The sequence below is a fragment of the Acinetobacter sp. YH01010 genome, from assembly GCF_013420775.1.
Taxonomy (GTDB): domain Bacteria; phylum Pseudomonadota; class Gammaproteobacteria; order Pseudomonadales; family Moraxellaceae; genus Acinetobacter; species Acinetobacter amyesii.
Map to the genome: position 1 here is coordinate 174,371 of NZ_VOYF01000003.1, position 22,615 is coordinate 196,985.

Sequence of the window (22,615 nt, forward strand, 5' to 3'; positions counted from 1 at the left end):
GGCATCCACAATGTTTCGGTGACCTTTTTAAAAGCAATAAGTTTCATTTTGAATTTAAGTATGAACAGCAGCCATCACTTAAATTTGAAATCGATTTTTTGACCGACGATTTCATCATCACTCGAATCGTCGGTCTTTTATTTTGTGCCTCATGCATTTAGCATCGAATTTTATTCTTATATTCTACACCCCAAAAAAATCAGCCGATAAAATATCGACTGACTGAAAATTTTATGCAAGTTTAAAATAAGTCACAACTGCAAATCTATGTTATGCAGCACAGTAGCGATTACGCCCCTGTCTTTTGGCTACATAGAGGTTTTTATCAACTTGATCCAGAAATTGCATTGGATTATCCAGATCTGAAGGAATAATGGTTTTTACCCCCATGCTGAGTGTGACGAGTTCCGACACTGCAGAGGCTTTATGCGGTAATCGTGCAGCACGCACGGCATCCATAATTCTATCGGCCATCACTGCTGCTGCGGCTTCATTGGTCTCTGGTAAAATCCAAGCAAATTCCTCGCCACCAAAACGCGCAACTAAATCACGAGGTCGTGTACAACAAGATTCCAAACTTTTAGCAATTTGACGCAGACAGGTATCCCCAATCACATGACCATTCAAGTCATTGTATTGTTTAAAATAATCTAAATCGATCAAAATTAAACTCAGCGACTTTTGCGTGCGGATTGCGTTTAACCATTCACGCTGGTAAAAGTCATCAAACAAACGTCGATTTGCAATACCAGTTAAGCCATCTTTATATGAATATTCTTCGAGCTGACGTTGCAATTTTTGTAGTTGTTCCTCTTGTTTTTTCCGCTCGGAAATATCAAACATAAAGCCGACAAGACAATCTACATCACCATTTGGTTTACGCACGACATGAACAACATCACGTATCCAAAGATATGAACCATCTTCTTTAAGTGCACGATAATCTGCTTCATGATCTATACCAGCCATCGACTGTGAAACACAATAATTCAGTACATAATTACGGTCTTCCTCGTGCATACGTGATGCCCAATCATCTACCGTTTTCCAACTACTTTGTTTCCAACCGAGTAACTTTTCAATTTGCGGTCCAATATAACTAAATGTTTTACTGTCCCAATCAATACACCAAGGAATGGCTAATGTAGACTCTAATAAAGTCTTATACACCATACTATTTGCAAGTTTTTCTTCATCAAAAGGATTATTTGGCATGTTGCATCTCCTGCTACCCCAAATGCAGGCAATATACCCGCTGTACAATAATTCACCTATATACAGGATTAGAACAACATTTTATATTCCTAGTTCTTGGTATTTTTTAACCTAATTTCAGATCTCTACTATTTGAAATGTGTAATCCATCAAAGAAAATATAACAACAATGAACCAGCTCTACTATTTTGAAATTAAAAGTTCCGATCCAAAGCGTGAAGTGGCCTTTTATTCTGCAGTTTTCGGTTGGACATTTACCCCAGTTGAAGGGCTACCAATTCAGTACTTCCGTATTGAAACTCAAGGTATTCATGGTGGCTTGTTAGAACGCCCTGCTCAGACGCCACCGACGCACTGCGGCACCAATGCATTTACCTGTAGTTTTGAAGTTGAAGATTTCGACCAAATCACTAAGAAAATTTTGGCGCAAGGTGGTCAAATTGCCATGGAAAAATTTGCGATCCCCGGTCAATGTTGGCAAGGCTATTTCTTAGACCCAGACCACAATACCTTTGGCCTTGTGCAAGTCGATCCAAATGCACAGTAAACACTTGGTTTTTGATTGGGGAGCTTCTACTTGTCGAGAACGACTTAGTTTGACGTATGAATGATTAATCGCCCTCGAAAACGTGACCATCTGTGATACTTTAGAGCCCAATCAATTTTTTTGATTTTTGGGGCTTGCATGACTGTTCGTTTTTTTCATACTTCTGATTGGCATTTAGGACAATTTTTCTATAACCACTCACGTGACTACGAACATGAACAGTTTCTCAATTGGCTGCTTGAACAAATAGCACAAAAACAGCCACATGCCCTGCTCATTGCAGGCGATGTTTTTGATGTGATCAACCCCGCTTCCAGAGCGCAAAAACAGCTCTATCAATTTTTAGCCGATGCGCATGTGCGTGCCCCGCACATGCAAACCCTGATGATCGCAGGCAATCATGACTCAGGTTACCGTATTGAACAAGTTGAGCCATTATTAGAAAAATACCATGCCAAAGCTGTTGGCGTGGTCCATAAAAATACTGAAGGTCAGCTCGATTTAGACCGATTACTCGTGCCTATTTATGATGAACACAAAAATATTGTGGCATGGTGTCTAACCTTACCTTTTTTACGGGCTGCCGAGATCACCGGATTCAATGATCAAACCACCAATAGCCAAAACGCTATTACCTATGTGCATCAGCAATTAATTGCGGAAGCCAAAGCACGTAAAACTTCAGATCAAGCCTTAATTTTAATGTCACATGCCCACATGCAAGGCGGTGAAACGTCGGACTCAGAGCGCCCGATTATTATTGGCAATGAAGAAGCGCTTTCGACTGCCCTATTTGATGATGTAATTGACTATGTCGCACTTGGGCATTTGCATAAACCGCAAAAAGTCGCACAGACCCATATCCGTTATAGCGGCTCACCGATTCCCCTGTCATTTAGTGAAATTAATTATAAGCACCAAGTGCTTGAGATCAGTATTGATCCAACTCAAACAGATGAATCACGCTTTCAAATGGGGTCCTTAGCAATTCCGCGCAGTGTGCAATTGCATCGCATCAAAGGCACAATTCCAGAAGTTTTGGCACAATTATCTGCTTTGGCGAGCGGTGAAATTGAAGATATTGATCAGCGTGAATATGTCGAAATTGAATACCATACCGACACCCCGCCTGCACCTAATTTAAGACAGCAGTTTGAAGAGGCTTTAGCGCCAAACCGTTATCGTCTCGTACGGATTAGTCGTCGTTATTTAAATACAGATGTAAATGATTCGAAGCAAGCTGCAATTAACCTTGATCCGCCTACACCAGAACAACTATTTCAAAATCTTTGGGAAAAACAAGGGTACGGTGCTGATGATACCGTAATGAAAGATTTTTTAAGTTTGGTGGATGAAGCACAAAAATCACTTGAAGATGATGCGAACGCTTAAGGAATTGCCATGAAAATTTTATCTATACGTATTAAAAACTTGGCATCTTTAGCGGGTGAACATTTTATTGATTTTGAATCTGAGCCTTTAGCCAGTGCAGGCTTAGTAGCAATTATTGGCAAAACTGGTGCAGGTAAATCAACCATTTTAGATGCCATGTGTTTGGCGCTGTTTAATCGTGTGCCACGTTTAAAAGACAGCGATGGTAAACTGATCGATATCGATGGTTCAGAGTTGCCAACCAACTCACCGCAAACCGTATTACGCCGTGGCACAGGTCAAGGCTTTGCCGAGCTCAGCTTTGTTGCCCAAGACCAAAAAGTCTATTCAGCGCGTTGGGAAATTAAACGTGCCCGTGAAAACCCAAATGGCAAATTGCAAAGCGTACAGCGTTCACTGAAATGCTTAACGGATGGCAGTGTCGTTGCAGATAAAACTAAAGCGGTTGAGAGCCAAATTTTACGCATTACTCAACTCAGTTTTGAGCAATTTACTCGTGCTGTTTTACTGGCTCAGTCAGAAGTGACCGCTTTTTTAAAAGCGCGTGATAATGAACGTGGCGAGCTATTGGAATATCTGACCAATTCCAGTATTTTCGGAAAAATTGGTCAATTGGCCTTTGAAAAAACTAAACAAATTGCCAATCAGCGTAAAGAGCTGGAAAATGTTTTAGGACATATTGAAATATTGTCTGATGAAGATCTAATAACAACCACGAATCAATTCAATACGGTTTCTACAGAATATAAAAAGCTGGAAATAGAAAAATCAGCGTTCGAAAAAAATCAACAGTGGTATGAACAAAAGCAAAAATACGAAACTGATGTGCAAGCACGTCAGCAACAACTACAAAATCAGCAACAACAACTTGATGCACTTGCGCCTGAAAAGCTACAACTGCAACAACTTGAACGCTTTTCATCTATACGCCCAAGTGTAATTCAACAAAAAAATATCAAGCTTGAAATTGCACAATTACAGCCGCAATTGACACATGCACAACAGCATTTTTCAGAGATTGAACAACAATTCAATGCTGAAAAAACCATCTTTGAAAAAATAGATACAGAACAAAAACAACAGCATCAATTTGAGATTCAACATCAAGACAAAATTAAACTGGTGCGTGACCGGATTGCTGAACGTCTTGTATTGGTAGATCAATTACGCAAAGCGCAAGGTGATTTTAAAGAGATTGAAAACCAACTTGTTCCGCATATCAACAATGAAAAACAGATGAAGGAACAGCTTGAGCAACTGCAAACCAATATTGCTCAACACACGGCACAGCTAGAAAGTTCAAATCACTTTGCCTCACTCGATGATGCACTTTCAGCGCATATCACACAGACTCAACGATTTATTCAAAGTTATGCACAATTTGAAAAAAATTATGGCAATGTGCAACAAGCCAATACACAATTACAGACACAACAAAAACAACTTGAAAAATTAACGCAAACATTTGGGCAAGAAGATGCGCTCAATCAGAAAATTTCATCACTACGTTACGAACGTGACCAGCTTTTACAAAAATTAAATCAGCTCAATGTTGTTCAGCAACAATGGCAAAGCTTCCAAAATATTGATGCTGAAAACACCAATCTCATGACGGTGAAACGTACACTAGCTCAGCAAATTAAACAAAGTCATACGCAGCTAAAAACGGCCGAACTTACCTATCAAACGCAGAAAAATGAGCGTGAAAAACTGCAACACATGTTGCAACAACAGCGCTTACTGAATACGGAAAATATTGAAAAATTGCGTGCAGATTTGGTCGATGGCGAAGCGTGTTTAGTCTGTGGAAGTACCCATCATCCTTATTCAGAAAAAGAAGCTTTTTCTGATGAATTACTGAAACTACAAACGCAACAAGAACAACAAGCACTTGCATTGGAAAAAGTGGCTTTCGAAGCTTGGCAAAAATTACAAACCACCTCCACTCAGCAAACCGCGTTAATGGATGCCAATGCGCAACAGCTAGCGACCTTAAAAATACAACTTGATCAGGCAAAAAATGCGCTTCAACAACAATTAAATATTCTAAATATTTCTTTTGATTTTTCACATCAGCATGAAGCCTTGGCGCAACTGATTCAGACAAGAATCAATGAATCACAACAAGCGCAAAAACAAACTGAAGATGCCTTAATTTCACATGAAAATGCTCAAAAACAAAGTCATGCACTCATAACTTCAATTCAACAAACCACACAGCACTTATCCAGTGTGCAACAAGCTGAAATCAATATTCAGCATATTCTCATTGTGTTGAATGACGTAGAAAAAAAATTATGGGAACAGTCGACTTTAAGCGCGGCTAAACAGATTTATCACACACTACAACAACGTCAAAATTACTTAAAGCAACGCCACGAGTTAAATACTCAATATAATCAAACTTCACAACAGCTTGAGCACTATCAGCAACAAATTAAATTTAGTCAGGAAAAAATTCAAACGGCTCAAAATCTAATTGAAAATTTAACAATTGAGGGCAAAAAAAATAGTGATATTGCGATTCAAACTATTTTTGAGATGACCCAAACACAAGTTGAAAAACCACATGATTGGTTAAATGATTTTGACCAAAACAGACAACTGTTACAGACGAGATTCAATCAGGCTCGTCAAACATTCGATCAAGTACGTCAAGCCTTTGAAACCAGTCAAAGTCGCTTAAAAGAATACCTCACCCAGCAAACACAATTAGTCACTCAAATGAGGCATGTTGAAAATACGCTTCAACAATGGATGAGCCAAAATTCAGAATTTAGTGAAACGCTGTTAGCGCAACTTAGTGCAATTTCATATGAACAAGAACAGCAGCTTAAACAGCGTGTTTTAAATGCAGAACGTGCCTATTCAGATGCTCAAGCAGGTATTCAGGCTATTCAAGAAACGTTGAAACAGCATTTAAAAACACAGCCTGAAATACAAATTTTACAAATCGAGCGTGTCATTGCACTAAATCTTAAAGCCCTTGCAGAACAGCAAGAACTTAGAGATCAACTTAAAAGTAAGTTAGATGTTCATTTTTCTAACCTCAGCAAACAAAAACAATTTGCCGATCAGATTCAACAGATCCAATCTGAAGAACATCGTTGGAATAAAATTTCGAGCTTAATGGGCGATGCAACGGGCAAGAAGTTCCGTGATTTGGCGCAGCAATATAACCTTGATATTTTAATCGAGTATGCTAACCAGCAATTGGCGATACTTTCACAGCGCTATACCTTAAAGCGCCTTGAAAATTCCTTAAGTCTAGCCATTATCGATCATGACATGGATGGCGAAACTCGCTCTGTCTCTTCGCTTTCAGGTGGTGAGTCGTTCTTAACAGCACTCGCTTTATCCTTAGCCATTGCAAGCATGGCATCAGGAACAACGAAAATCGAAAGCCTATTTATTGACGAAGGATTTGGCACGCTAGATGCCTCAAGTCTACACATGGTCATGAATGCTCTAGATCAGTTGCAAAACCAAGGCCGTAAAGTAGTATTGATCTCGCATATTCAAGAAATGCACGAACGAATCCCTGTGCAAATTCAAGTCAATCCTGTCGGAGCAGGTGCAAGCACCATCCAAATCGTATCTTAAAAAAAGCCTGCTTAAAGCAGGCTTTATAATTTTTGATTCTCTAGATCATTACGTCCCGAGTGGACGTAGCGTTAAAATCTGTTCACTACGCCCAAATGGGCCATGGACATCATGCAATACAGAACTACTCAAACCAACACCATCCGCTCCATACTGCTGCACGGTTTCCAGACCTAACCACTGTCCCTGTGGTAAACGGTGCAAATGGATTTGTAGATCCAGATTTGGAAAGCCCCAGCCAAATGGCCAATCCTGACGCGGAACAATACCATTGGCGGTATCAACCATGCCCATTAAACGGACAAAATCAGCAGTCGGCTCACCTTCAACCATGTCATGCTGTGTTCTCAGCCACACAATGCCTTGACCTGCACGGCGCCGATGGCTTCTTGCTTCAATCGACTGAATATATCCCCCCGGCCACTGACGGATACCGTCCCAAATCGGCGCAGTTTCTGGCCCAGTCACATCAGCATCCTCCAAACCTTTCACGGACTGGCTATTTTGCGTCATCATGCGCCAAGTGCGTGCCACAATGCAGGTTTTGCCCTGAGCCCGCATTTCAGATTCAATCAGTTCAATGGTTTTTCCCGGACGAATCACTTGCGTGATTATTTCAAACTCGCCAGCAGGAATTAAGCCCAAAATATCGAGGCTAATGCGCCCGATACGCATATCATGACGTGGTGAAAAACGGTCTAATTCAGCACAAATAATGCCTGTAGCTGGTGCCATGTGTTGCTCATGTGCATTCCATGCACCTTGTGCTAAATTGGTCGAATGGTAATGTGCCGTGACACAGCCTTGCGCATCTACGTCGCGTTGAATCAACTGATAATATGCCGTCATGAACTTCCCTATTTGTCCAAGTGTGAATTACTTCAATATCAAAAACATCCTGATTATTTTGTACTCAACTTTAATGGAAAGTTCAAATTAAAAGGCTCACTTTGAACCCATAGGTTTCATCTATTGTGAAAATTTATCTGCTGTGCTTACACTTTATAAGCCTAGTTTTTGAAAGCAGGCTGAATCTTCTGTCCTATTTTGAATAATCACGTGCGCCAAACAATGCTGTCCCCACGCGAACCATCGTTGAACCCGCAGCAATCGCATCAGTCATATCGCCTGACATCCCCATACTTAATGTATCCCAATCTTCAGGTTTCGCATGCTGTGCTTTGACGTGTTCAAAGAGCATTTTGGCATCAGCAAACGCTTGCGGATTGTTTGGAGCAGGAATCACCATCAGTCCACGTAAGCGTAAATTCGGTAGCGTAGAAATCTGTGCGACCAAACCTGCTACTTCATTCGGCTGACAGCCATCCTTCGTATCTTGCGCATCAATATTGACTTGTAGGCAAATATTCAAAGGTGCTTGCGTCGCTTCTCGCTGGCTTGATAAACGCTCCGCAATAATCAAACGGTCTACCCCATGCACCCAAGCAAAGTTTGAAGCCAAATGTTTGGTTTTATTGCGCTGTACATGACCAATGAAATGCCAATCAATCTCTAAATCTGCCAAAGCCTCAATTTTTTCAAGCGCTTCTTGCAGATAATTTTCACCAAATGAGCGTTGCCCCGTTGCATACATTTCTCTTAGCATTTCAGCAGGATGCGTCTTAGATACAGCCAACAATTCAACCGATTGCTGTGGTCGACCCGCAAGTTGGCAAGCCTGCTCAATTTGCTGCAAGACTTGATTTCGTGCTTCTTGAAGTTTATTCATTGACTGGGTTCTCATTTCATTCATCTTTTTTTGCATTGCCCTGCAACTAAGTGTTGGTTAAGCTGTGGGAAAGCCTTATTATTCTATCAAAATAATTAAGATTTAATTTTTATCTCGGGGATTTTATGGACATTACAGAACTATTGGCCTTTGCTGCCAAAAATAACGCTTCGGATTTACATTTATCTTCTGGTATGCCACCAATGATTCGTGTGGATGGTGAAGTTCGTCGTATCAACCTTCCTGCTCTTGAACATAAAGAAGTGCACAAATTGGTTTACGACATCATGAACGATAAACAGCGTCGTGATTACGAAGAAAAATTAGAAACTGACTTTTCATTTGAAGTACCTGGTGTGGCTCGTTTCCGTGTGAACGCATTTAACCAAAACCGTGGTGCTGGTGCCGTATTCCGTACCATTCCTTCAAAAGTACTAACCATTGAAGATCTTGGCATGGGCCAAATCTTCAAAGATATTTGTGAATATCCACGTGGCATCGTATTGGTGACCGGTCCAACAGGTTCGGGTAAATCAACCACGCTTGCTGCGATGGTTGATTACATCAACGACAACCGTTATGACCATATTTTAACGGTCGAAGACCCGATCGAATTTGTACACGAATCAAAAAAATGCTTGGTCAACCAACGTGAAGTACACCGTGATACGCACGGCTTTAACGAAGCACTTCGTTCCGCACTGCGTGAAGACCCGGATATTATCTTAGTCGGTGAGATGCGTGACCTTGAAACCATTCGTTTGGCGCTGACAGCTGCTGAAACCGGTCACTTGGTCTTCGGTACACTCCATACAACCTCTGCCGCAAAAACCATTGATCGTGTGATTGACGTATTCCCTGCTGAAGAAAAAGACATGGTTCGTGCCATGTTATCTGAATCACTTCAAGCCGTAATTTCACAAACCCTACTCAAGAAAAATGGTGGCGGTCGTGTGGCTGCGCATGAAATCATGATCGGTATTCCTGCGATCCGTAACTTGATTCGTGAAAACAAAGTCGCGCAAATGTATTCTGCGATTCAAACGGGTGCCAACTACGGTATGACCACACTCGATCAAAGCTTAAAAAACCTTGTCGCAAAAGGCATTATTAGTACGCAAACTGCACGGACTGCAGCAAAACAACCCGAATCTTTCTTGTAATTTTTTTATTTTTCTGGGGCGATCGTTATGGATTTTAACGGCTTACTTGATTATATGGTGGAGAAAAAAGCATCGGATTTGTTTATTACAGCCGATGTTGAACCCTCGATTAAGATCAATGGGCAAATTTTGCCAATTGGCTCGACTAAGTTACCGGGCCCGACTGTCGGTCAAATCTTACATTCGATTATGTCTGACAAACAGCGTAAGGAATTTGCCGATACGCGCGAATGTAACTTTGCCATTAGTAATACCAGTAAATCTGCTCGTTTTCGTGTCAGCGCCTTTCAACAACGTGACCAGCCAGGTATGGTTCTGCGTCGTATCGAAACCGTTATTCCAACGATGGATGAGTTGAAATTACCGCCGATTTTAAAAGAATTAGCGATGACCAAGCGTGGCATTATCATTTTCGTAGGTGCAACGGGTACAGGTAAATCAACCTCTTTGGCATCTTTGATTGGCTATCGTAATGAAAATAGCAAAGGTCATATCATTACAATTGAAGACCCGATTGAATTTGTACACCAACACCGAGGCTGTATCATTACCCAACGTGAAGTGGGTATTGATACCGACTCTTTCGAAGTTGCCTTAAAAAATACGCTACGTCAGGCACCTGACGTGATTCTGATTGGTGAGATTCGTTCACGAGAAACTATGGACTATGCGATTGCCTTTGCTGAAACCGGTCACTTGGTTTTTGCAACACTGCATGCCAACAACGCCAACCAGGCCATCGATCGTATCATTCACTTCTTTGAAGCAGATCGTCATAGTCAGCTATTCATGGACTTGTCTTTGAACTTAAAAGCAATGGTTGCGCAGCAGTTGATTCCAACCATTGATGGTAATTCACGTCGTGCTGCCATTGAGATTTTGATCAACTCACCTTTAATTTCAGACTTAATCCGTAAGGGTGAAGTGCATGAAATTAAAGACCTGATGAAGCGTTCTCGTGAACTAGGTATGCAAACCTTTGACCAAGCCTTATATGACCTTTATAAAGCCAAGCAAATTAGCTACAAAGATGCGCTCAAACATGCCGACTCACCGAACGACCTGCGTCTACAAATTAAATTGTCTGAAGAAGGCGGTGAGCATTTACTGCGTGCAAATTCAAATATTACCTTTGATGGTCAACATTAATTTTGCTTAAACGCTTTCGGAAATAAAAAACAGACTTCACATGAAGTCTGTTTTTTATTCATTCTCATCCGCATCGGATTATTTTTTACGATATGCTTCTTGGCATTCAGGCGCATCACAATAGCCATAAAGATTTAATGAGTGACCTGTAAGTTGGAAACCAAATTTTTCTGCCACTTGATGTTGCTCATGCTCAATCACATCATTAGTAAATTCCACCACTTTATTGCAGTTTTGACACACAATATGGTCATGGTGATCTTCTTGCATAATCTCAAAAACAGAATGATTGTTTTCAAAATGATGGCGTTGAATAATACCTGCAGCTTCAAACTGTGTTAACACGCGATACACAGTTGCTAAACCCACATCTTCACCCTGTTCAAGTAAAGTCTTATAAATATCTTCTGCGCTTAAGTGATGTTGTCTTGAATTTTCAAGCAATTCCAATATTTTAATTCGTGGAAGTGTAACTTTAAGTCCAGCTTTACGTAAATCTTGATTTGAAATAGGCATGAAAAAAGGTCTCTCAACAAAATTAAAGTTGGAATATGCAACAAAGTTTAGATGCAGTATGATCTATCCTTGGATCAAATGCATCATAATTAATTTGGGATAGTTTAGCAAAATGCAAAAAATCATGCTGACGTTATTTGTCACTTCATTGCTCGTAGGCTGTTCAACCTTGGGCGTTTATAAAGTTGATATTCCACAAGGTACACCTTTAACTCAAGCACAAGCGGCTAAAATTCAAGTGGGAATGAGCCACCAACAAGTTCGCTTTTTGCTAGGTAGTCCAACTGTTGCCGATCCAATGAATCCGTTACGTTGGGACTACATTTATAAGTATACCCCAGGAACATATGCTAAAAAAGCCAAGATTCCTGCTGCACATGGTCAACACTTAAAAATCTTCTTTGACCAAAACGGTATCGTTCAAAAAATTGAAGGCTTAGAAACCATTCCAGAGTCTCAACCTGGCTTACCAGGTTCTAAAGAAGCGATTTTAACTGCGCCACCACTATAGTCGCTTTCAGATAAAAATAAACCCCTAAATTTAGGGGTTTTTTTTATAAGTACAATTGTTTGAAACGATTGCCTCGACAATAACGACCAACGGGATTTTTCTTGGCGCGATTACGACGAATATCTTTCGGATTAATGGTTAATGCACGATAGATTTCGACACGATCACCTGCTTCAAGTAACTGAGATGAATCGCTTACACGCGCCCCGAAGATTCCTAGTGTTAATACTTCTGGTAAATCTACTTGTTTTCGAATGCCACTTTGCACAATAGCATCTTCAACCGTCATACCGGGATTAAAGATTAGAGGAATTAATATCTGCTGTTCCACGCTCGCATAAGCCACCCACACTTGTAACTGAGCTGTCATTAGAATAACTGCCCAATCACAGCCACCAATGCCAATATTATTGACAAGGGCACTACGATACGTACAGCAATACGCCAAATATTATAAAAGGTTTCATGACTGAAGTTCATTGACTTACGTAGATGACTAATCTTCATAATCCAACCTGCGAAAATCGCATAAATCAGACAAATAATTAAGCCCCAAATCAACAAGGCAATATTAAATACTGGAACAACAGTGCTCAGTGCCCATACAAAAACCGCAACCAATAAAATCGCCCATTGCACCACTATGGCCAATTGGCGTTGTTGTAATTGTTCACGTGCCATTTGAATCAGCAATGCTGAAGCTGCGACTAAACCCACAACCAGTGCTAAAGCAGATACTTGTGCTTTTGCTGCGAAAAAGGCAAAAGCAACCACTGCCAAAAGTTGAGCGATCCAAATCGGAAATACCGTTTTGCTTGCAATCTCTTGTTGCTTCACGGCTGGTAAACTTGACTGCCAATACAAGCCCATCCCCAAACCACTTGCTACGAGCGCCAAGACAGTTGCATTGCCCCACTCACTAAATTCGAGCGCAGTCATTTTCCACTCTGGTAAGGCAGTTCCCATAACATTCGCTAAAACTACTGCAGCAATCACACCAATAGCGGTCAAAATCACTAAAAATTGGCGTGGTACAAACGACAATGCAAATGCAATGACCGCAAGGACAGCCAAAATAATGCTATAGGCAAAGCCATTAGCTGTAAAAATTGCCACATATTGCGACGCGGCTGAAAGCATGGCACCTGCTAAAAATGGAATAAATACTACGGCAAGCCAACCGACTATACGCCATTTGGGTGAAGCATCCGCATCACGTGTTAGCGAAGACAGTGCTTGAACTGCTGTAATTTTTGAACGTTTTGCTAAAGCAATTTCCAAATAACATAGCGGTAAAGCTAAAATAAGCATTGTACCTAGCCACAACAGCCAGAAATCTAGCTGACGTTCAATTTGAATACCTGTTACCGGTGCTAAAGTTGCAATAATGATAAAAGATAAACAGAACGCCATCAGTGGCGATAACCATTTCGACATCGCATTGTCCTGCATGACAAATTCCTTTGAAAATTCTAGCGCTATTTTGCCTTGCTGTGCCTTGAAAATCAAAAACAAAAAGCAAATCACCTTAAAGGTGATTTGCTGCGCAAATGATATTATTAGAATTTAATTGTTTTTATTTCATTTTTTGAGGTTATGAAAAGAAACGTGCAAACCAATTTTTGCCTTTTTTCTTTTCTTTTTCTTTGATGATACCCATCATATTTTCTTTAACCGCACCGACATAATCAGCATCATCGTGCTGAATATGGTTAATCAGCCATTTTGAAAGCACTTCATGTAATTCATTTTCAATCGCATGCCCCATTTCAAAACGGTCACGGTAAGATTCAATTTTTTTAATAAATAAATCATGTACGCGTTTATGTGGCACACGATATTTATAACCCGCTTCTTCTTGTAAAGATTCTTCGAAGGTAAAATGTGATTGCGTGTAATCAATAATGTTTTCCAGAATTTGTTTTACACGATCACGATCTGTATTTGCGTCAATGCCATCAATTTCATTGATGTAGTCAAGAATCCGTTTGTGTTGATCGTCAATCACATCGATACCAGTATTGTATTCTGGAACCCATTTCATTTTCATTACGACCACCTATAAATATGAAGGACTTATCACGTAAATTTCATCATATAATTAAAGAACTTAAATAAAAATGAAGTAAAAAGGTTGGTTTTAATTGAAATACTGCCATTCATATTGTAATCAATTGTTTTTATTATGTTAATTTATTTAATCCCGAGTATAAAGCTAAGATATTTTTTAATCAATTCAATATCTTAGAAAACACCCTTAATTCAATAAAGTGTAAGATATTCATTTTTATAATGAATATCTTTCATTCAAAATTAATACTGATCTGCACGTGTGACACGTTTTAAAGATGGGTCCAGCCGCTCACGTTCTAAACGTTCAACAACCGTCTTTGCAGCACGAATTGGACGACCATGTTGAAATAAAATCATTTCACCCGGCTCAAATGCTGTCCAAACTTCGTTTTGCGTTAGGGGTTCAGTGGTAATCACGGCAACACGGTCTTCAGGCGTAGTGACTTCACTAAAATCGACTTCAACATCAATATCAATCAACTGTGCAGGCTGAAATGGAAACTCTCGAACCAGCCAATGCAGCTTGGTAATCGCATAACTAAATAGCGCCTGCCCATTCGACAAACAAAAATTAAAGGTGCCATGTTCTGCAATTTTAGGAGAAATTTCTAATAACAGATCAAACACCTGATCGAGTGTAGGTTCGGTATAACCAAAACGTTTCACCATTTGCTCGAGCAAATAGCAAAAGGCCAATTCACTGTCGGTATTGCCGACGGGGCTGAAGCGCCCTGTGAGCTCAGGCTGAAAGCCATGTAGGTCGCCATTATGTGCAAAAATCCACTGTCTGCCCCACAATTCACGACTAAATGGATGTGAGTTTTCAAGATTAATTTTGCCTTGTGTCGCTTTACGAATGTGTGCAATCACATTGCGAGATTTAATCGGGTAGTTTCGGATCAGCTCAGCAATCGGAGACTCTACAGCAGATTGATTGTCGACAAATAAACGACATGCTTTATCTTCAAAAAAAGCGATACCAAAGCCATCACAATGATCTGAGGTAATTCCTGCTCGCTGCGAAAATCCCCGAAACGAAAAAGTTATATCGGTAGGAGTCGCACAATTCATTCCGAGCAGCTGGCACATATCGATCATTTCAGCAGTAAATCTATGATTTCTCTATTGTGCATGACAGTTTTAGTTGTTGTAAATCTAAAATCGGCGCCATTGTAAGAGTTTTTATAATCCAACAGGGCAAATACATTATTTGATCTTTTCAAAAGTTACTTAGCCAACTGATAAATAATAAAAAAGCCTCAAAAGAGGCTTTTTTATATCAAAAAATGCTAAGTATCTTAAGCTTTTTTCACATTGGTTCGATTGGTGATTAATGTACCCACACCATGATCCGTAAAGATTTCAAGTAATGTTGCATGAGGTACACGACCATCAACAATATGTGCGCTGATTACGCCGCCTTTGACTGCATCTAATGCACAGCCAACTTTCGGAATCATGCCGCCATAGATCACGCCAGTTTCAATCAAACGATCGACTTCTTGGGTGGTTAACCCAGTCAGCAGATTTTTATTTTCGTCTAAAACACCCGTGATATTGGTCAATAAAATTAGCTTTTCCGCACCCAATGCTTCAGCCACTTTACCTGCAACCAAGTCAGCATTGATGTTATAGGTGTTGCCGTCTTCGTCTACACCTAATGGTGCAATCACAGGAATAAAATCGCTTTGGGTAAACATTTCAAGTACGTCAGTTTTCACACCAACCACTTCGCCAACTAGACCTAAATCAATCTGTTTTACTGAACCATCTTCGGCTGTTTTTTCCATCAATAATTTTTGCGCACGGATCAAATTACCATCTTTACCCGTTAAACCAATTGCACGGCCACCGTGTTTATTGATTAAGTTCACAATCGATTTGTTCACGCTGCCGCCCAAGACCATCTCGACAACTTCCATCGTTGCAGGATCAGTCACGCGCATACCGTCGATACGATCAGACTCACGGCCTAATTGTTTGAGGAATGAATCCACTTGTGGACCACCGCCATGAACCACAATCGGATTTAAACCAACCGTTTTCAGCAGCACGATATCACGTGCAAATGAGCTCTCAAGCTCAGGATCGGTCATGGCATTACCACCATACTTCACTACCAGCGTCTTACCCGCAAAACGTTGAATATACGGCAAAGCTTCCGTCAGGATTTGTGCTTTGTCGATGCCAGTATGTTGATGTGGCATTTGCCTCTCCTTATTGAGCATCTGGAATGTCATGAGCAATGTCTGGATAGTGCTCAACTAACATGGAAACAAACAGATCTCGTATTTCTTTTAAGCGTGCTGATGAGTTGGCATCAAAGCGTAAAGTGAAATACTCACCTGTATTCGATGCTCGAATGATGCCAAATCCATCATCAAAATCAAGGCGTATTCCATCAATTTTACTGATTTGTGCCGGAATTCGCGTAGAATTGGCTTCAACCTGCTTTAAAACTTCCGCTGGATCATGCTGATGCGTACTGACATATAAATCTTCGGTACTAAAGCGCTCCGGATATTTCGCCAAAGCTTCTGACAATGTCAGCCCCTGAGTTTGAATATATTCTAATACCCTTAAGGCAGCATATAGACCGTCGTCATAGCCACCACCACGACCGTCATTAAAAACATAATGCCCTGCGTATTCACCACCAAAAACCGCTTTGCCTTTAGATTGGGAAATATATTTTCGCAAGAAACTACTGCCCGTTCGAATCATGACAGGCTGCGCATCTAGATCAGACACGGTATCCCGAATCATTGTTGAACATTTCACATCAAATACCACCTCTGCATGTGGTTTTTGAGTCAAACAAATTTCAGCAAATAAACACAATAATCGATCTGCAGAAACGACTTTGCCAGTCTCATCAATCAGCACTAAACGATCACCATCACCATCTAAAGCAATGCCAATATCGGCTTTTTGTAGCTGTATGGCTTGGCGGAGATGGGTTAAATGTTTGAGCTGTGATGGATCTGGAGCATGATCAGGGAAATGTCCATCAGCTTGGCAACGTAATGCCAAAACTTCACAGCCTAATTTATTTAATAATAAGGCTGCACAATGCCCAGCTGAACCATGCATGCCATCGATCACCACTTTAAGCGGTTGCTGTAAATGAATGTCATCTAAAATAAATTTCTGATAAGCCAAACAATATTCAGGCTTGATTTCGTGTGGCTCAAGTTCAGTCATCAAATGCACACGTTCCGATGAAAAACAATTTTGTGCTTCGACTGCAACGTGTTGAATCATCTCTGGACAAGGTGGCTCACCTTTGATAATCCACTTGATACCATTATCTGATTTTGGATTATGACTCGCCGTCACCATAATGCCATTGCCTTGAAATTGTCCCGCAATAAAATACAACATCGGGCTTGAGCAGCAGCCAATAATTTCCGCTTCAAGGCCAGCCTCATGGCAGACTTTTTGAATTATTTTTGCATAGGTTGGACTGGTTAAACGCGCATCATAGCCAATAGCAAGTCTCTTTTGCCCTACATCTAAATATTGTTTGACTAAGCCACAAGCAATTGACTGAACTAAATCAGCATTTAAGAGCGATATTTTCCCGCGAATGTCATATGCACGAAAAATATGTTGCGGAAAGTGACTAAACAGTGAACCCATACTATGTTCTTCTAATTACATCTTTATTAATTAAAAAATCTTAAATTCTATTGAGAATTTAAGCTTTTAATTAAAGGATAAAATCCTGAAAAAAAGTGTAGCTTTTTTATAACAATTTTAGTTAATAATCAATTAATAATATTTAAATACTGATCTAAAAATTACAATAACATTTATCCGCTAAATTATTTTTAAAATTAAATCAATATTTTATATTAAAAAAATTATCAAATCATCCCTTAGTTTTAAATATTTTACTTTTCAAACATTTTTAATTCATTTTTCTAATGTGTATAAATATAGTAAATCGATCAAATTTAAACCAATATACAAAATTCTAATTATTCTTTACCCTCACCTCTAAAATATAAACCAAGTAAATTCATCAGAATTAAAAATCCCGATAAGATCCAAAATATTCTAAATATCGATTTGAATTTGAATAAATTAAAAATTTAAATTAAATGATATAAATAAAAACCATCACGAGGATGGTTTTTTATTCGCTACTTGATTGTAGGCATTTACTTGTCAACACACTGGATCAAAAGTCTTGCGCTGATTAGTTTTTACCTGTATGACCAAAACCGCCTGCTCCTCGTTCAGTGGCTTCAAACTCATCCACAATATCAAACTGAGCTTGTACAACTGGCACTAAAACATATTGTGCTAAACGCTCACCCGGCTCTAGGCTAAATGCCGTTTGGCTACGGTTCCAAACAGATACCATCAATTCACCTTGGTAGTCAGAATCAATTAAACCGACCAAGTTACCCAACACGATTCCGTGTTTATGACCTAAGCCTGAACGCGGCAAAATTAAACCTGCAAAGTTAGTATCTTCGATATAAATCGATAGGCCTGTTTTTACCAGAACAGTTTGACCCGGTTCAATCACGGTGGTTTCTTCTACACATGCACGTAGATCAAGACCTGCTGAACCTGCTGTTGCATAAGTTGGCATTGGCCATTCCGTACCTAAACGTGTGTCGAGAACTTTAACTTGAACTTTCATGGTCCATTCCTGTTTCAATAAAACGAATTTCAAAAAATAAATAAAATATTCTACGCTTTAAGCTTTAACGCTTAATCAGCGCACGTAAATTTTCTAAATAATGCTGTGCTTGCTGTTTAGGATCGATATCCCCTGCCAGCTTTTTCTTGCGCCCTAACCACTCCAATTCATCTTGTGGCAGTTCGTCCAAGAAACGGCTTGGTGTCATTTGTCGCATTTGACCACCGGCTTTACGCTGCTCTGCAAGAGTCATGGTTAAACCTTGACGTGCACGAGTAATCCCCACATACATCAGTCGACGTTCTTCCTCAACCGTGTCGGCAGCAATGGAGTTTTTATGCGGTAGAATTTCTTCTTCCAGACCAATCAAATAAACGAATGGAAATTCCAGACCTTTCGACGCATGAAGTGTTAACAAATTGACTTTATCGGTGTCTTCTTCTTCTTGTTGCTGTTCTAACATATCGAGCAGCACCATTTTACGAATCACACTTTCAATGTTCTTTTCATCTACATCTTCAGCGCGGTTTATCAAACTTTGAATACTGCTATATAGCACTTCAATATTATCCAGTTTGGTTTTTTCCTGCGCAGGTGTAGCTGCAGATTCTTTAACATAGTCGATATAACCTGCTTCAATCATCATGCGACGAATGATCGGAACAGGTTCATCATCTTCTAATAATTCACGAGTAAAGGTCGAAATAAAGTCCGCAAATTCGGCCAATTGGGTTGTGGCTTTTTTCGGAATCGCCATGCTTAAGCGCTGGTCACCTGCTGCACTGAGTAAGGATAAATTACTTTCCTGCGCAAATAAGCCAAGCTTTTCCAAAGTCACAGGACCAATCGCACGTTTTGGCGTATTGATAATTCGTAAAAATGCACTGTCATCTTCAGGGTTGATGATCAAACGTAAGTAGCTCATCAAGTCCTTAATTTCAGCACGAGCGAAGAAAGACTGACCACCCGATAATTTATACGGGATCTGCATTTGGCGTAGCTGTGTCTCTAGAGCACGCGCTTGGAAATTACCACGGTATAAAATGGCGTAGTCTTTCCAATTTTTACCGTTCATCAGCTTGTGCGTAATCAAGTCTTTTACCACGCGTTCTGATTCATCATCGTCATTACGACAAGTAATCACGCGGATCACTTCACCATGGCCTTTATCTGACCAAAGCTTTTTATCGAAAATATGTGGGTTATTGCCAATAACTGTATTGGCAGCTTTTAAAATACGACTGGTCGAGCGATAGTTTTGCTCAAGCTTAATCACTTTCAGATTACGGAAATCTTCCTTCAATAAAGCCATATTCTCAGGCTTAGCACCACGCCATGCATAAATCGATTGGTCATCATCACCTACCGCGGTGAACTGTCCCATGACACCCACGAGTAATTTCACCAAAATATATTGCGCGGTGTTGGTATCTTGATATTCGTCGACCAATAAATAGCGGATTCGATTCTGCCAACGATCACGCACTTCTGCATTTTCTTGTAATAAGCGCGTCGGCATGACAATCAAATCATCAAAATCCACAGCATTGTAGGCACGTAAATTACGCTCATACAGTTGATACAGATGTGCAAACTGAACGTCTTCTGCTGTTTCACAGGTGGTATGCGCTTGCTCAGGTGGAATCAGATCGTTTTTCCAATCTGAAATCATTTTCATGGCTTTGGCAATCAGCTCTTTACTTTCTGCACCGGATAAATTGTCGCGATGCATTAAGTCCATCAAAATGCGTTTGCAGTCATCTGCATCTAAAATTGAAAAGTTATTTTTCAGTGGTGTATTTTTTAATTCCAAACGGAGCATGTTTAGCCCGAAGTTATGGAATGTAGAAACCGACAGCCCTTTTGCCTCTTCACGGCTCATCAGCTTCGTCACACGCTCTTTCATTTCACGCGCAGCTTTGTTGGTAAAGGTCATCGCGGTGATACGGTGCGCAGGAATACCACAATGCTTCACCAGATAGGCAATTTTACGGGTAATCACCGATGTTTTGCCTGAACCTGCCCCTGCAAGTACTAACAAGGGTCCTTGAGTGTATTTCATTGCTTCAAGTTGCTTGTCGTTCAACTGACTTGCCAGTGACATAGTCTTTCCTCTTATTAATTCGAGGATGATTATAGTCATCTGAAACGATCTTGCCTAATGCAAAATGTATTTTATCGGTCATTAAAAATGCCATAAAAAAAGCCACCCGAGGGTGGCCTTTCGTTTCGAACTAAAACTTATTTAGTTTCGTAAACTGAGATTTCTACGCGACGGTTTTGTTCACGACCTGCAGCAGTTGAGTTATCCGCTACTGGAGAAGTTGAACCGTAACCACGTGCAGTAATACGAGTTGAAGAAATACCTTGAGACGCTAGGTAGTTTTTCACTGAGTTTGCACGGTTTTGAGAAAGTGGGTTGTTGATCGCATCAGAACCTGTGTTATCTGTGTGACCGTGTACAACGATTGCAAGTTTGTTTGCAGTACCGTCTTCACGCAATACTTTAGCAACGTCATTCAACGCAGATTGGAACTGAGATTGAATAGTTGAAGAGTTAGTTGCGAAAGTTACTGATGGCATAACAAGGTTGATCGAACCATCTGGATTACGACCTACGTCAACACCAGTACCAGCCAATTCTTGTTTAAGACGTTTTTCTTTCTTATCAAGAAGAAGACCTGCACCACCACCAACTACAGCACCAATTGCAGCTGCTTGACCCATTTTGTCTTTATCAGCATTAGAATAAGCAATACCAGCGCCTAAAAGAGCACCTAGACCAGTACCGATTGCTGCTTTGTCATATTCCATGTTTTGACAACCAGTAAGTGCCATTGCCCCAACTACTGCCGAAATTACTAGTGCACGCATTGCATGCCTCCTTCTTTGTGTTTTGTTGTATGGTTGAAATGATGAAGTAAAACAAATGGCTGAACCATTGATTTTTTGTTAATAATAAAACGTTTAGTTACAATTTGTAATATGAATACGAGATTTATTTGTTAATTCCATCACAATTTCTTCACAGTTCTGCAGATGCCCTTTTTTATTTAATCAACTCGAACTATATTTATTAGAATCAATCATTATTTGGACAATTTCCGCTAGGACTTTTTATATGTCATCTCAAACAAATAAGCAACCGACACTAAAAAAAATTAGCAAAGGACTTACCGTCGGTTCAGTTATGACAGGCAGTACTTTTTTCCATGGTCCTCCTGTACTAGCCCTTGGTCTAACCAAACTCTTTAAAAAATCAAAAAAGGTTGATGAAACCAACATAAAAATTACCAACAGTTGGCTCATGGTCAATAACTGGTTAATTGATCACGTTTTACCCAACACAAAATGGGATATCACCATCGATGAAGGCCTCGACTTAAATTTGCATGGTCGCTATCTCATGACCTGTAATCATCAGAGTTGGGTCGATACGACAGTCAACCAATATTTTGGTTTAACCCGTATGCCACTGACGCGTTTCTTTACCAAATGGGAACTCATTTTCATTCCATTTGTTGGTCAAGCTTTTAAAATTTTAGGCTTTCCAATGATGAAACGACACAGCAAAGAACAAATCGCGAAAAATCCTGAACTTAAATATCGAGATATGGAAGAAGCGCGTAAATCTTGTGAACAGTTATTGAGCCAGCCTTTTACCCTGCTGAACTATTTGGAAGGCACTCGCTTCACCCCTGAAAAACATGCGCAACAGCAATCACCGTATCAAAACCTTCTTAAGCCGAAAGCGGGTGGTTTAGCACTGGCACTCAATATTTTAGGGGATCAAGTTGATGCTCTCGTAGATATGACCATCGTCTATCCAAATGGTGCACCAGGTTATGGCGAATTTTGGCTCGGTGAAGTTCCGCGTATCGCCGTGGATTTACGTAAAATTGAAATTCCAACGTGGGTGCATGGCGGCAACTATGAAGATGATGCAGAATTCCGTGAAAAATTTCAGCATTGGGTAGATGAGCTGTGGACGGAGAAAGACCAACTCATTACTCGTATGAAAGCTAAATACTCAGTTACTGAATAATTAAGAAGAAGTTTT

20 protein-coding genes are annotated in these 22,615 nt (G+C 40.2%); 7 read left to right on the forward strand and 13 right to left on the reverse strand.

What is annotated here, in order from left to right:
- Positions 1-270: 270 nt before the first annotated feature.
- Positions 271-1,215 (reverse strand): GGDEF domain-containing protein, encoded by a 945-nt coding sequence (locus tag FTT77_RS03955; RefSeq protein WP_180108954.1) that lies wholly within the window; start codon positions 1,213-1,215, stop codon positions 271-273.
- Between the two features lie 169 nt (positions 1,216-1,384).
- On the opposite strand from FTT77_RS03955, the gene FTT77_RS03960 reads away from it, so the two are divergent.
- The 3 genes from FTT77_RS03960 (at position 1,385) to FTT77_RS03970 (ending at position 6,757) form a co-directional block, all read left to right on the forward strand.
- On the forward strand, positions 1,385-1,762 hold the full coding sequence (locus FTT77_RS03960; protein WP_180108955.1) for a VOC family protein: 378 nt from the start codon (positions 1,385-1,387) through the stop codon (positions 1,760-1,762).
- A 138-nt stretch (positions 1,763-1,900) separates the two neighbouring features.
- A complete protein-coding gene (locus tag FTT77_RS03965; RefSeq protein ID WP_180108956.1) occupies positions 1,901-3,154 on the forward strand; it encodes an exonuclease SbcCD subunit D in 1,254 nt (417 codons plus the stop codon).
- Between the two features lie 9 nt (positions 3,155-3,163).
- The gene (locus FTT77_RS03970) at positions 3,164-6,757 is read left to right on the forward strand and encodes an AAA family ATPase (protein WP_180063882.1); all 3,594 of its coding nucleotides are present in this window, start codon (positions 3,164-3,166) and stop codon (positions 6,755-6,757) included.
- A gap of 48 nt (positions 6,758-6,805) precedes the next feature.
- Here the strand turns inward: FTT77_RS03970 and FTT77_RS03975 are convergent, their stop codons facing one another.
- Together FTT77_RS03975 and FTT77_RS03980 are read right to left on the reverse strand one after the other, a co-directional pair.
- Positions 6,806-7,606, reverse strand: coding sequence for a thioesterase family protein (locus FTT77_RS03975; RefSeq protein WP_180108957.1), 801 nt, complete (start codon positions 7,604-7,606; stop codon positions 6,806-6,808).
- A 193-nt stretch (positions 7,607-7,799) separates the two neighbouring features.
- Positions 7,800-8,486, reverse strand: coding sequence for a YggS family pyridoxal phosphate-dependent enzyme (locus FTT77_RS03980; RefSeq protein ID WP_180040456.1), 687 nt, complete (start codon positions 8,484-8,486; stop codon positions 7,800-7,802).
- Between the two features lie 125 nt (positions 8,487-8,611).
- On the opposite strand from FTT77_RS03980, the gene FTT77_RS03985 reads away from it, so the two are divergent.
- Together FTT77_RS03985 and FTT77_RS03990 are read left to right on the forward strand one after the other, a co-directional pair.
- Positions 8,612-9,649: a type IV pilus twitching motility protein PilT gene (locus FTT77_RS03985; protein ID WP_078190026.1), complete on the forward strand. Its 1,038-nt coding sequence runs from the start codon at positions 8,612-8,614 to the stop codon at positions 9,647-9,649.
- A 27-nt stretch (positions 9,650-9,676) separates the two neighbouring features.
- Entirely contained in the window at positions 9,677-10,798 is a 1,122-nt protein-coding gene (locus FTT77_RS03990) for a PilT/PilU family type 4a pilus ATPase (RefSeq protein WP_168379063.1), read from the forward strand.
- A gap of 78 nt (positions 10,799-10,876) precedes the next feature.
- Here the strand turns inward: FTT77_RS03990 and fur are convergent, their stop codons facing one another.
- Complete coding sequence (fur, locus tag FTT77_RS03995) at positions 10,877-11,314, reverse strand: ferric iron uptake transcriptional regulator (RefSeq protein WP_078193101.1); 438 nt, start codon at positions 11,312-11,314, stop codon at positions 10,877-10,879.
- 112 nt (positions 11,315-11,426) lie between these two features.
- On the opposite strand from fur, the gene FTT77_RS04000 reads away from it, so the two are divergent.
- On the forward strand, positions 11,427-11,825 hold the full coding sequence (locus FTT77_RS04000) for an outer membrane protein assembly factor BamE (RefSeq protein ID WP_078193102.1): 399 nt from the start codon (positions 11,427-11,429) through the stop codon (positions 11,823-11,825).
- Positions 11,826-11,868: 43 nt separating this feature from the next.
- Here the strand turns inward: FTT77_RS04000 and FTT77_RS04005 are convergent, their stop codons facing one another.
- From FTT77_RS04005 to FTT77_RS04045, 9 genes are all read right to left on the reverse strand, one after another.
- On the reverse strand, positions 11,869-12,195 hold the full coding sequence (locus tag FTT77_RS04005) for an RnfH family protein (protein WP_180004252.1): 327 nt from the start codon (positions 12,193-12,195) through the stop codon (positions 11,869-11,871).
- On the reverse strand, positions 12,195-13,277 hold the full coding sequence (locus FTT77_RS04010) for a hypothetical protein (RefSeq protein ID WP_180004250.1): 1,083 nt from the start codon (positions 13,275-13,277) through the stop codon (positions 12,195-12,197). The genes FTT77_RS04005 and FTT77_RS04010 overlap by 1 nt, the downstream gene beginning before the upstream one ends.
- 142 nt (positions 13,278-13,419) lie before the next feature.
- Positions 13,420-13,875 carry a bacteriohemerythrin gene (locus FTT77_RS04015; protein WP_078190032.1) on the reverse strand — a complete coding sequence of 152 codons (456 nt, stop codon included), beginning with the start codon at positions 13,873-13,875 and terminating at the stop codon, positions 13,420-13,422.
- A 263-nt stretch (positions 13,876-14,138) separates the two neighbouring features.
- The gene (locus tag FTT77_RS04020; protein ID WP_111885279.1) at positions 14,139-14,987 is read right to left on the reverse strand and encodes a class II glutamine amidotransferase; all 849 of its coding nucleotides are present in this window, start codon (positions 14,985-14,987) and stop codon (positions 14,139-14,141) included.
- Positions 14,988-15,196: 209 nt separating this feature from the next.
- Positions 15,197-16,105 (reverse strand): acetylglutamate kinase, encoded by a 909-nt coding sequence (gene argB, locus FTT77_RS04025; RefSeq protein WP_078190033.1) that lies wholly within the window; start codon positions 16,103-16,105, stop codon positions 15,197-15,199.
- A 10-nt stretch (positions 16,106-16,115) separates the two neighbouring features.
- Positions 16,116-17,540, reverse strand: a complete 1,425-nt coding sequence (locus tag FTT77_RS04030; protein ID WP_180108958.1) for a phosphomannomutase/phosphoglucomutase — start codon at positions 17,538-17,540, stop codon at positions 16,116-16,118.
- A 562-nt stretch (positions 17,541-18,102) separates the two neighbouring features.
- A complete protein-coding gene (gene dut, locus FTT77_RS04035; protein ID WP_111885270.1) occupies positions 18,103-18,555 on the reverse strand; it encodes a dUTP diphosphatase in 453 nt (150 codons plus the stop codon).
- A 64-nt stretch (positions 18,556-18,619) separates the two neighbouring features.
- Positions 18,620-20,659, reverse strand: coding sequence for a UvrD-helicase domain-containing protein (locus FTT77_RS04040; protein ID WP_078193107.1), 2,040 nt, complete (start codon positions 20,657-20,659; stop codon positions 18,620-18,622).
- Between the two features lie 137 nt (positions 20,660-20,796).
- Positions 20,797-21,429, reverse strand: coding sequence for an OmpA family protein (locus tag FTT77_RS04045; RefSeq protein ID WP_168379081.1), 633 nt, complete (start codon positions 21,427-21,429; stop codon positions 20,797-20,799).
- A gap of 247 nt (positions 21,430-21,676) precedes the next feature.
- Between FTT77_RS04045 and FTT77_RS04050 the strand changes: the two genes are divergently transcribed.
- Complete coding sequence (locus FTT77_RS04050) at positions 21,677-22,600, forward strand: acyltransferase (protein ID WP_180050356.1); 924 nt, start codon at positions 21,677-21,679, stop codon at positions 22,598-22,600.
- Positions 22,601-22,615: the final 15 nt, after the last annotated feature.

Coding starts and splice junctions, on each gene's coding strand:
- FTT77_RS03955 (WP_180108954.1), bottom strand. CDS start 1,215: ATGCCAAATAATCCTTTTGATGAAGAAAAACTTGCAAATAGTATGGTG.
- FTT77_RS03960 (WP_180108955.1), top strand. CDS start 1,385: ATGAACCAGCTCTACTATTTTGAAATTAAAAGTTCCGATCCAAAGCGT.
- FTT77_RS03965 (WP_180108956.1), top strand. CDS start 1,901: ATGACTGTTCGTTTTTTTCATACTTCTGATTGGCATTTAGGACAATTT.
- FTT77_RS03970 (WP_180063882.1), top strand. CDS start 3,164: ATGAAAATTTTATCTATACGTATTAAAAACTTGGCATCTTTAGCGGGT.
- FTT77_RS03975 (WP_180108957.1), bottom strand. CDS start 7,606: ATGACGGCATATTATCAGTTGATTCAACGCGACGTAGATGCGCAAGGC.
- FTT77_RS03980 (WP_180040456.1), bottom strand. CDS start 8,486: ATGAATAAACTTCAAGAAGCACGAAATCAAGTCTTGCAGCAAATTGAG.
- FTT77_RS03985 (WP_078190026.1), top strand. CDS start 8,612: ATGGACATTACAGAACTATTGGCCTTTGCTGCCAAAAATAACGCTTCG.
- FTT77_RS03990 (WP_168379063.1), top strand. CDS start 9,677: ATGGATTTTAACGGCTTACTTGATTATATGGTGGAGAAAAAAGCATCG.
- fur (WP_078193101.1), bottom strand. CDS start 11,314: ATGCCTATTTCAAATCAAGATTTACGTAAAGCTGGACTTAAAGTTACA.
- FTT77_RS04000 (WP_078193102.1), top strand. CDS start 11,427: ATGCAAAAAATCATGCTGACGTTATTTGTCACTTCATTGCTCGTAGGC.
- FTT77_RS04005 (WP_180004252.1), bottom strand. CDS start 12,195: ATGACAGCTCAGTTACAAGTGTGGGTGGCTTATGCGAGCGTGGAACAG.
- FTT77_RS04010 (WP_180004250.1), bottom strand. CDS start 13,277: ATGCAGGACAATGCGATGTCGAAATGGTTATCGCCACTGATGGCGTTC.
- FTT77_RS04015 (WP_078190032.1), bottom strand. CDS start 13,875: ATGAAAATGAAATGGGTTCCAGAATACAATACTGGTATCGATGTGATT.
- FTT77_RS04020 (WP_111885279.1), bottom strand. CDS start 14,987: ATGTGCCAGCTGCTCGGAATGAATTGTGCGACTCCTACCGATATAACT.
- argB (WP_078190033.1), bottom strand. CDS start 16,105: ATGCCACATCAACATACTGGCATCGACAAAGCACAAATCCTGACGGAA.
- FTT77_RS04030 (WP_180108958.1), bottom strand. CDS start 17,540: ATGGGTTCACTGTTTAGTCACTTTCCGCAACATATTTTTCGTGCATAT.
- dut (WP_111885270.1), bottom strand. CDS start 18,555: ATGAAAGTTCAAGTTAAAGTTCTCGACACACGTTTAGGTACGGAATGG.
- FTT77_RS04040 (WP_078193107.1), bottom strand. CDS start 20,659: ATGTCACTGGCAAGTCAGTTGAACGACAAGCAACTTGAAGCAATGAAA.
- FTT77_RS04045 (WP_168379081.1), bottom strand. CDS start 21,429: ATGCGTGCACTAGTAATTTCGGCAGTAGTTGGGGCAATGGCACTTACT.
- FTT77_RS04050 (WP_180050356.1), top strand. CDS start 21,677: ATGTCATCTCAAACAAATAAGCAACCGACACTAAAAAAAATTAGCAAA.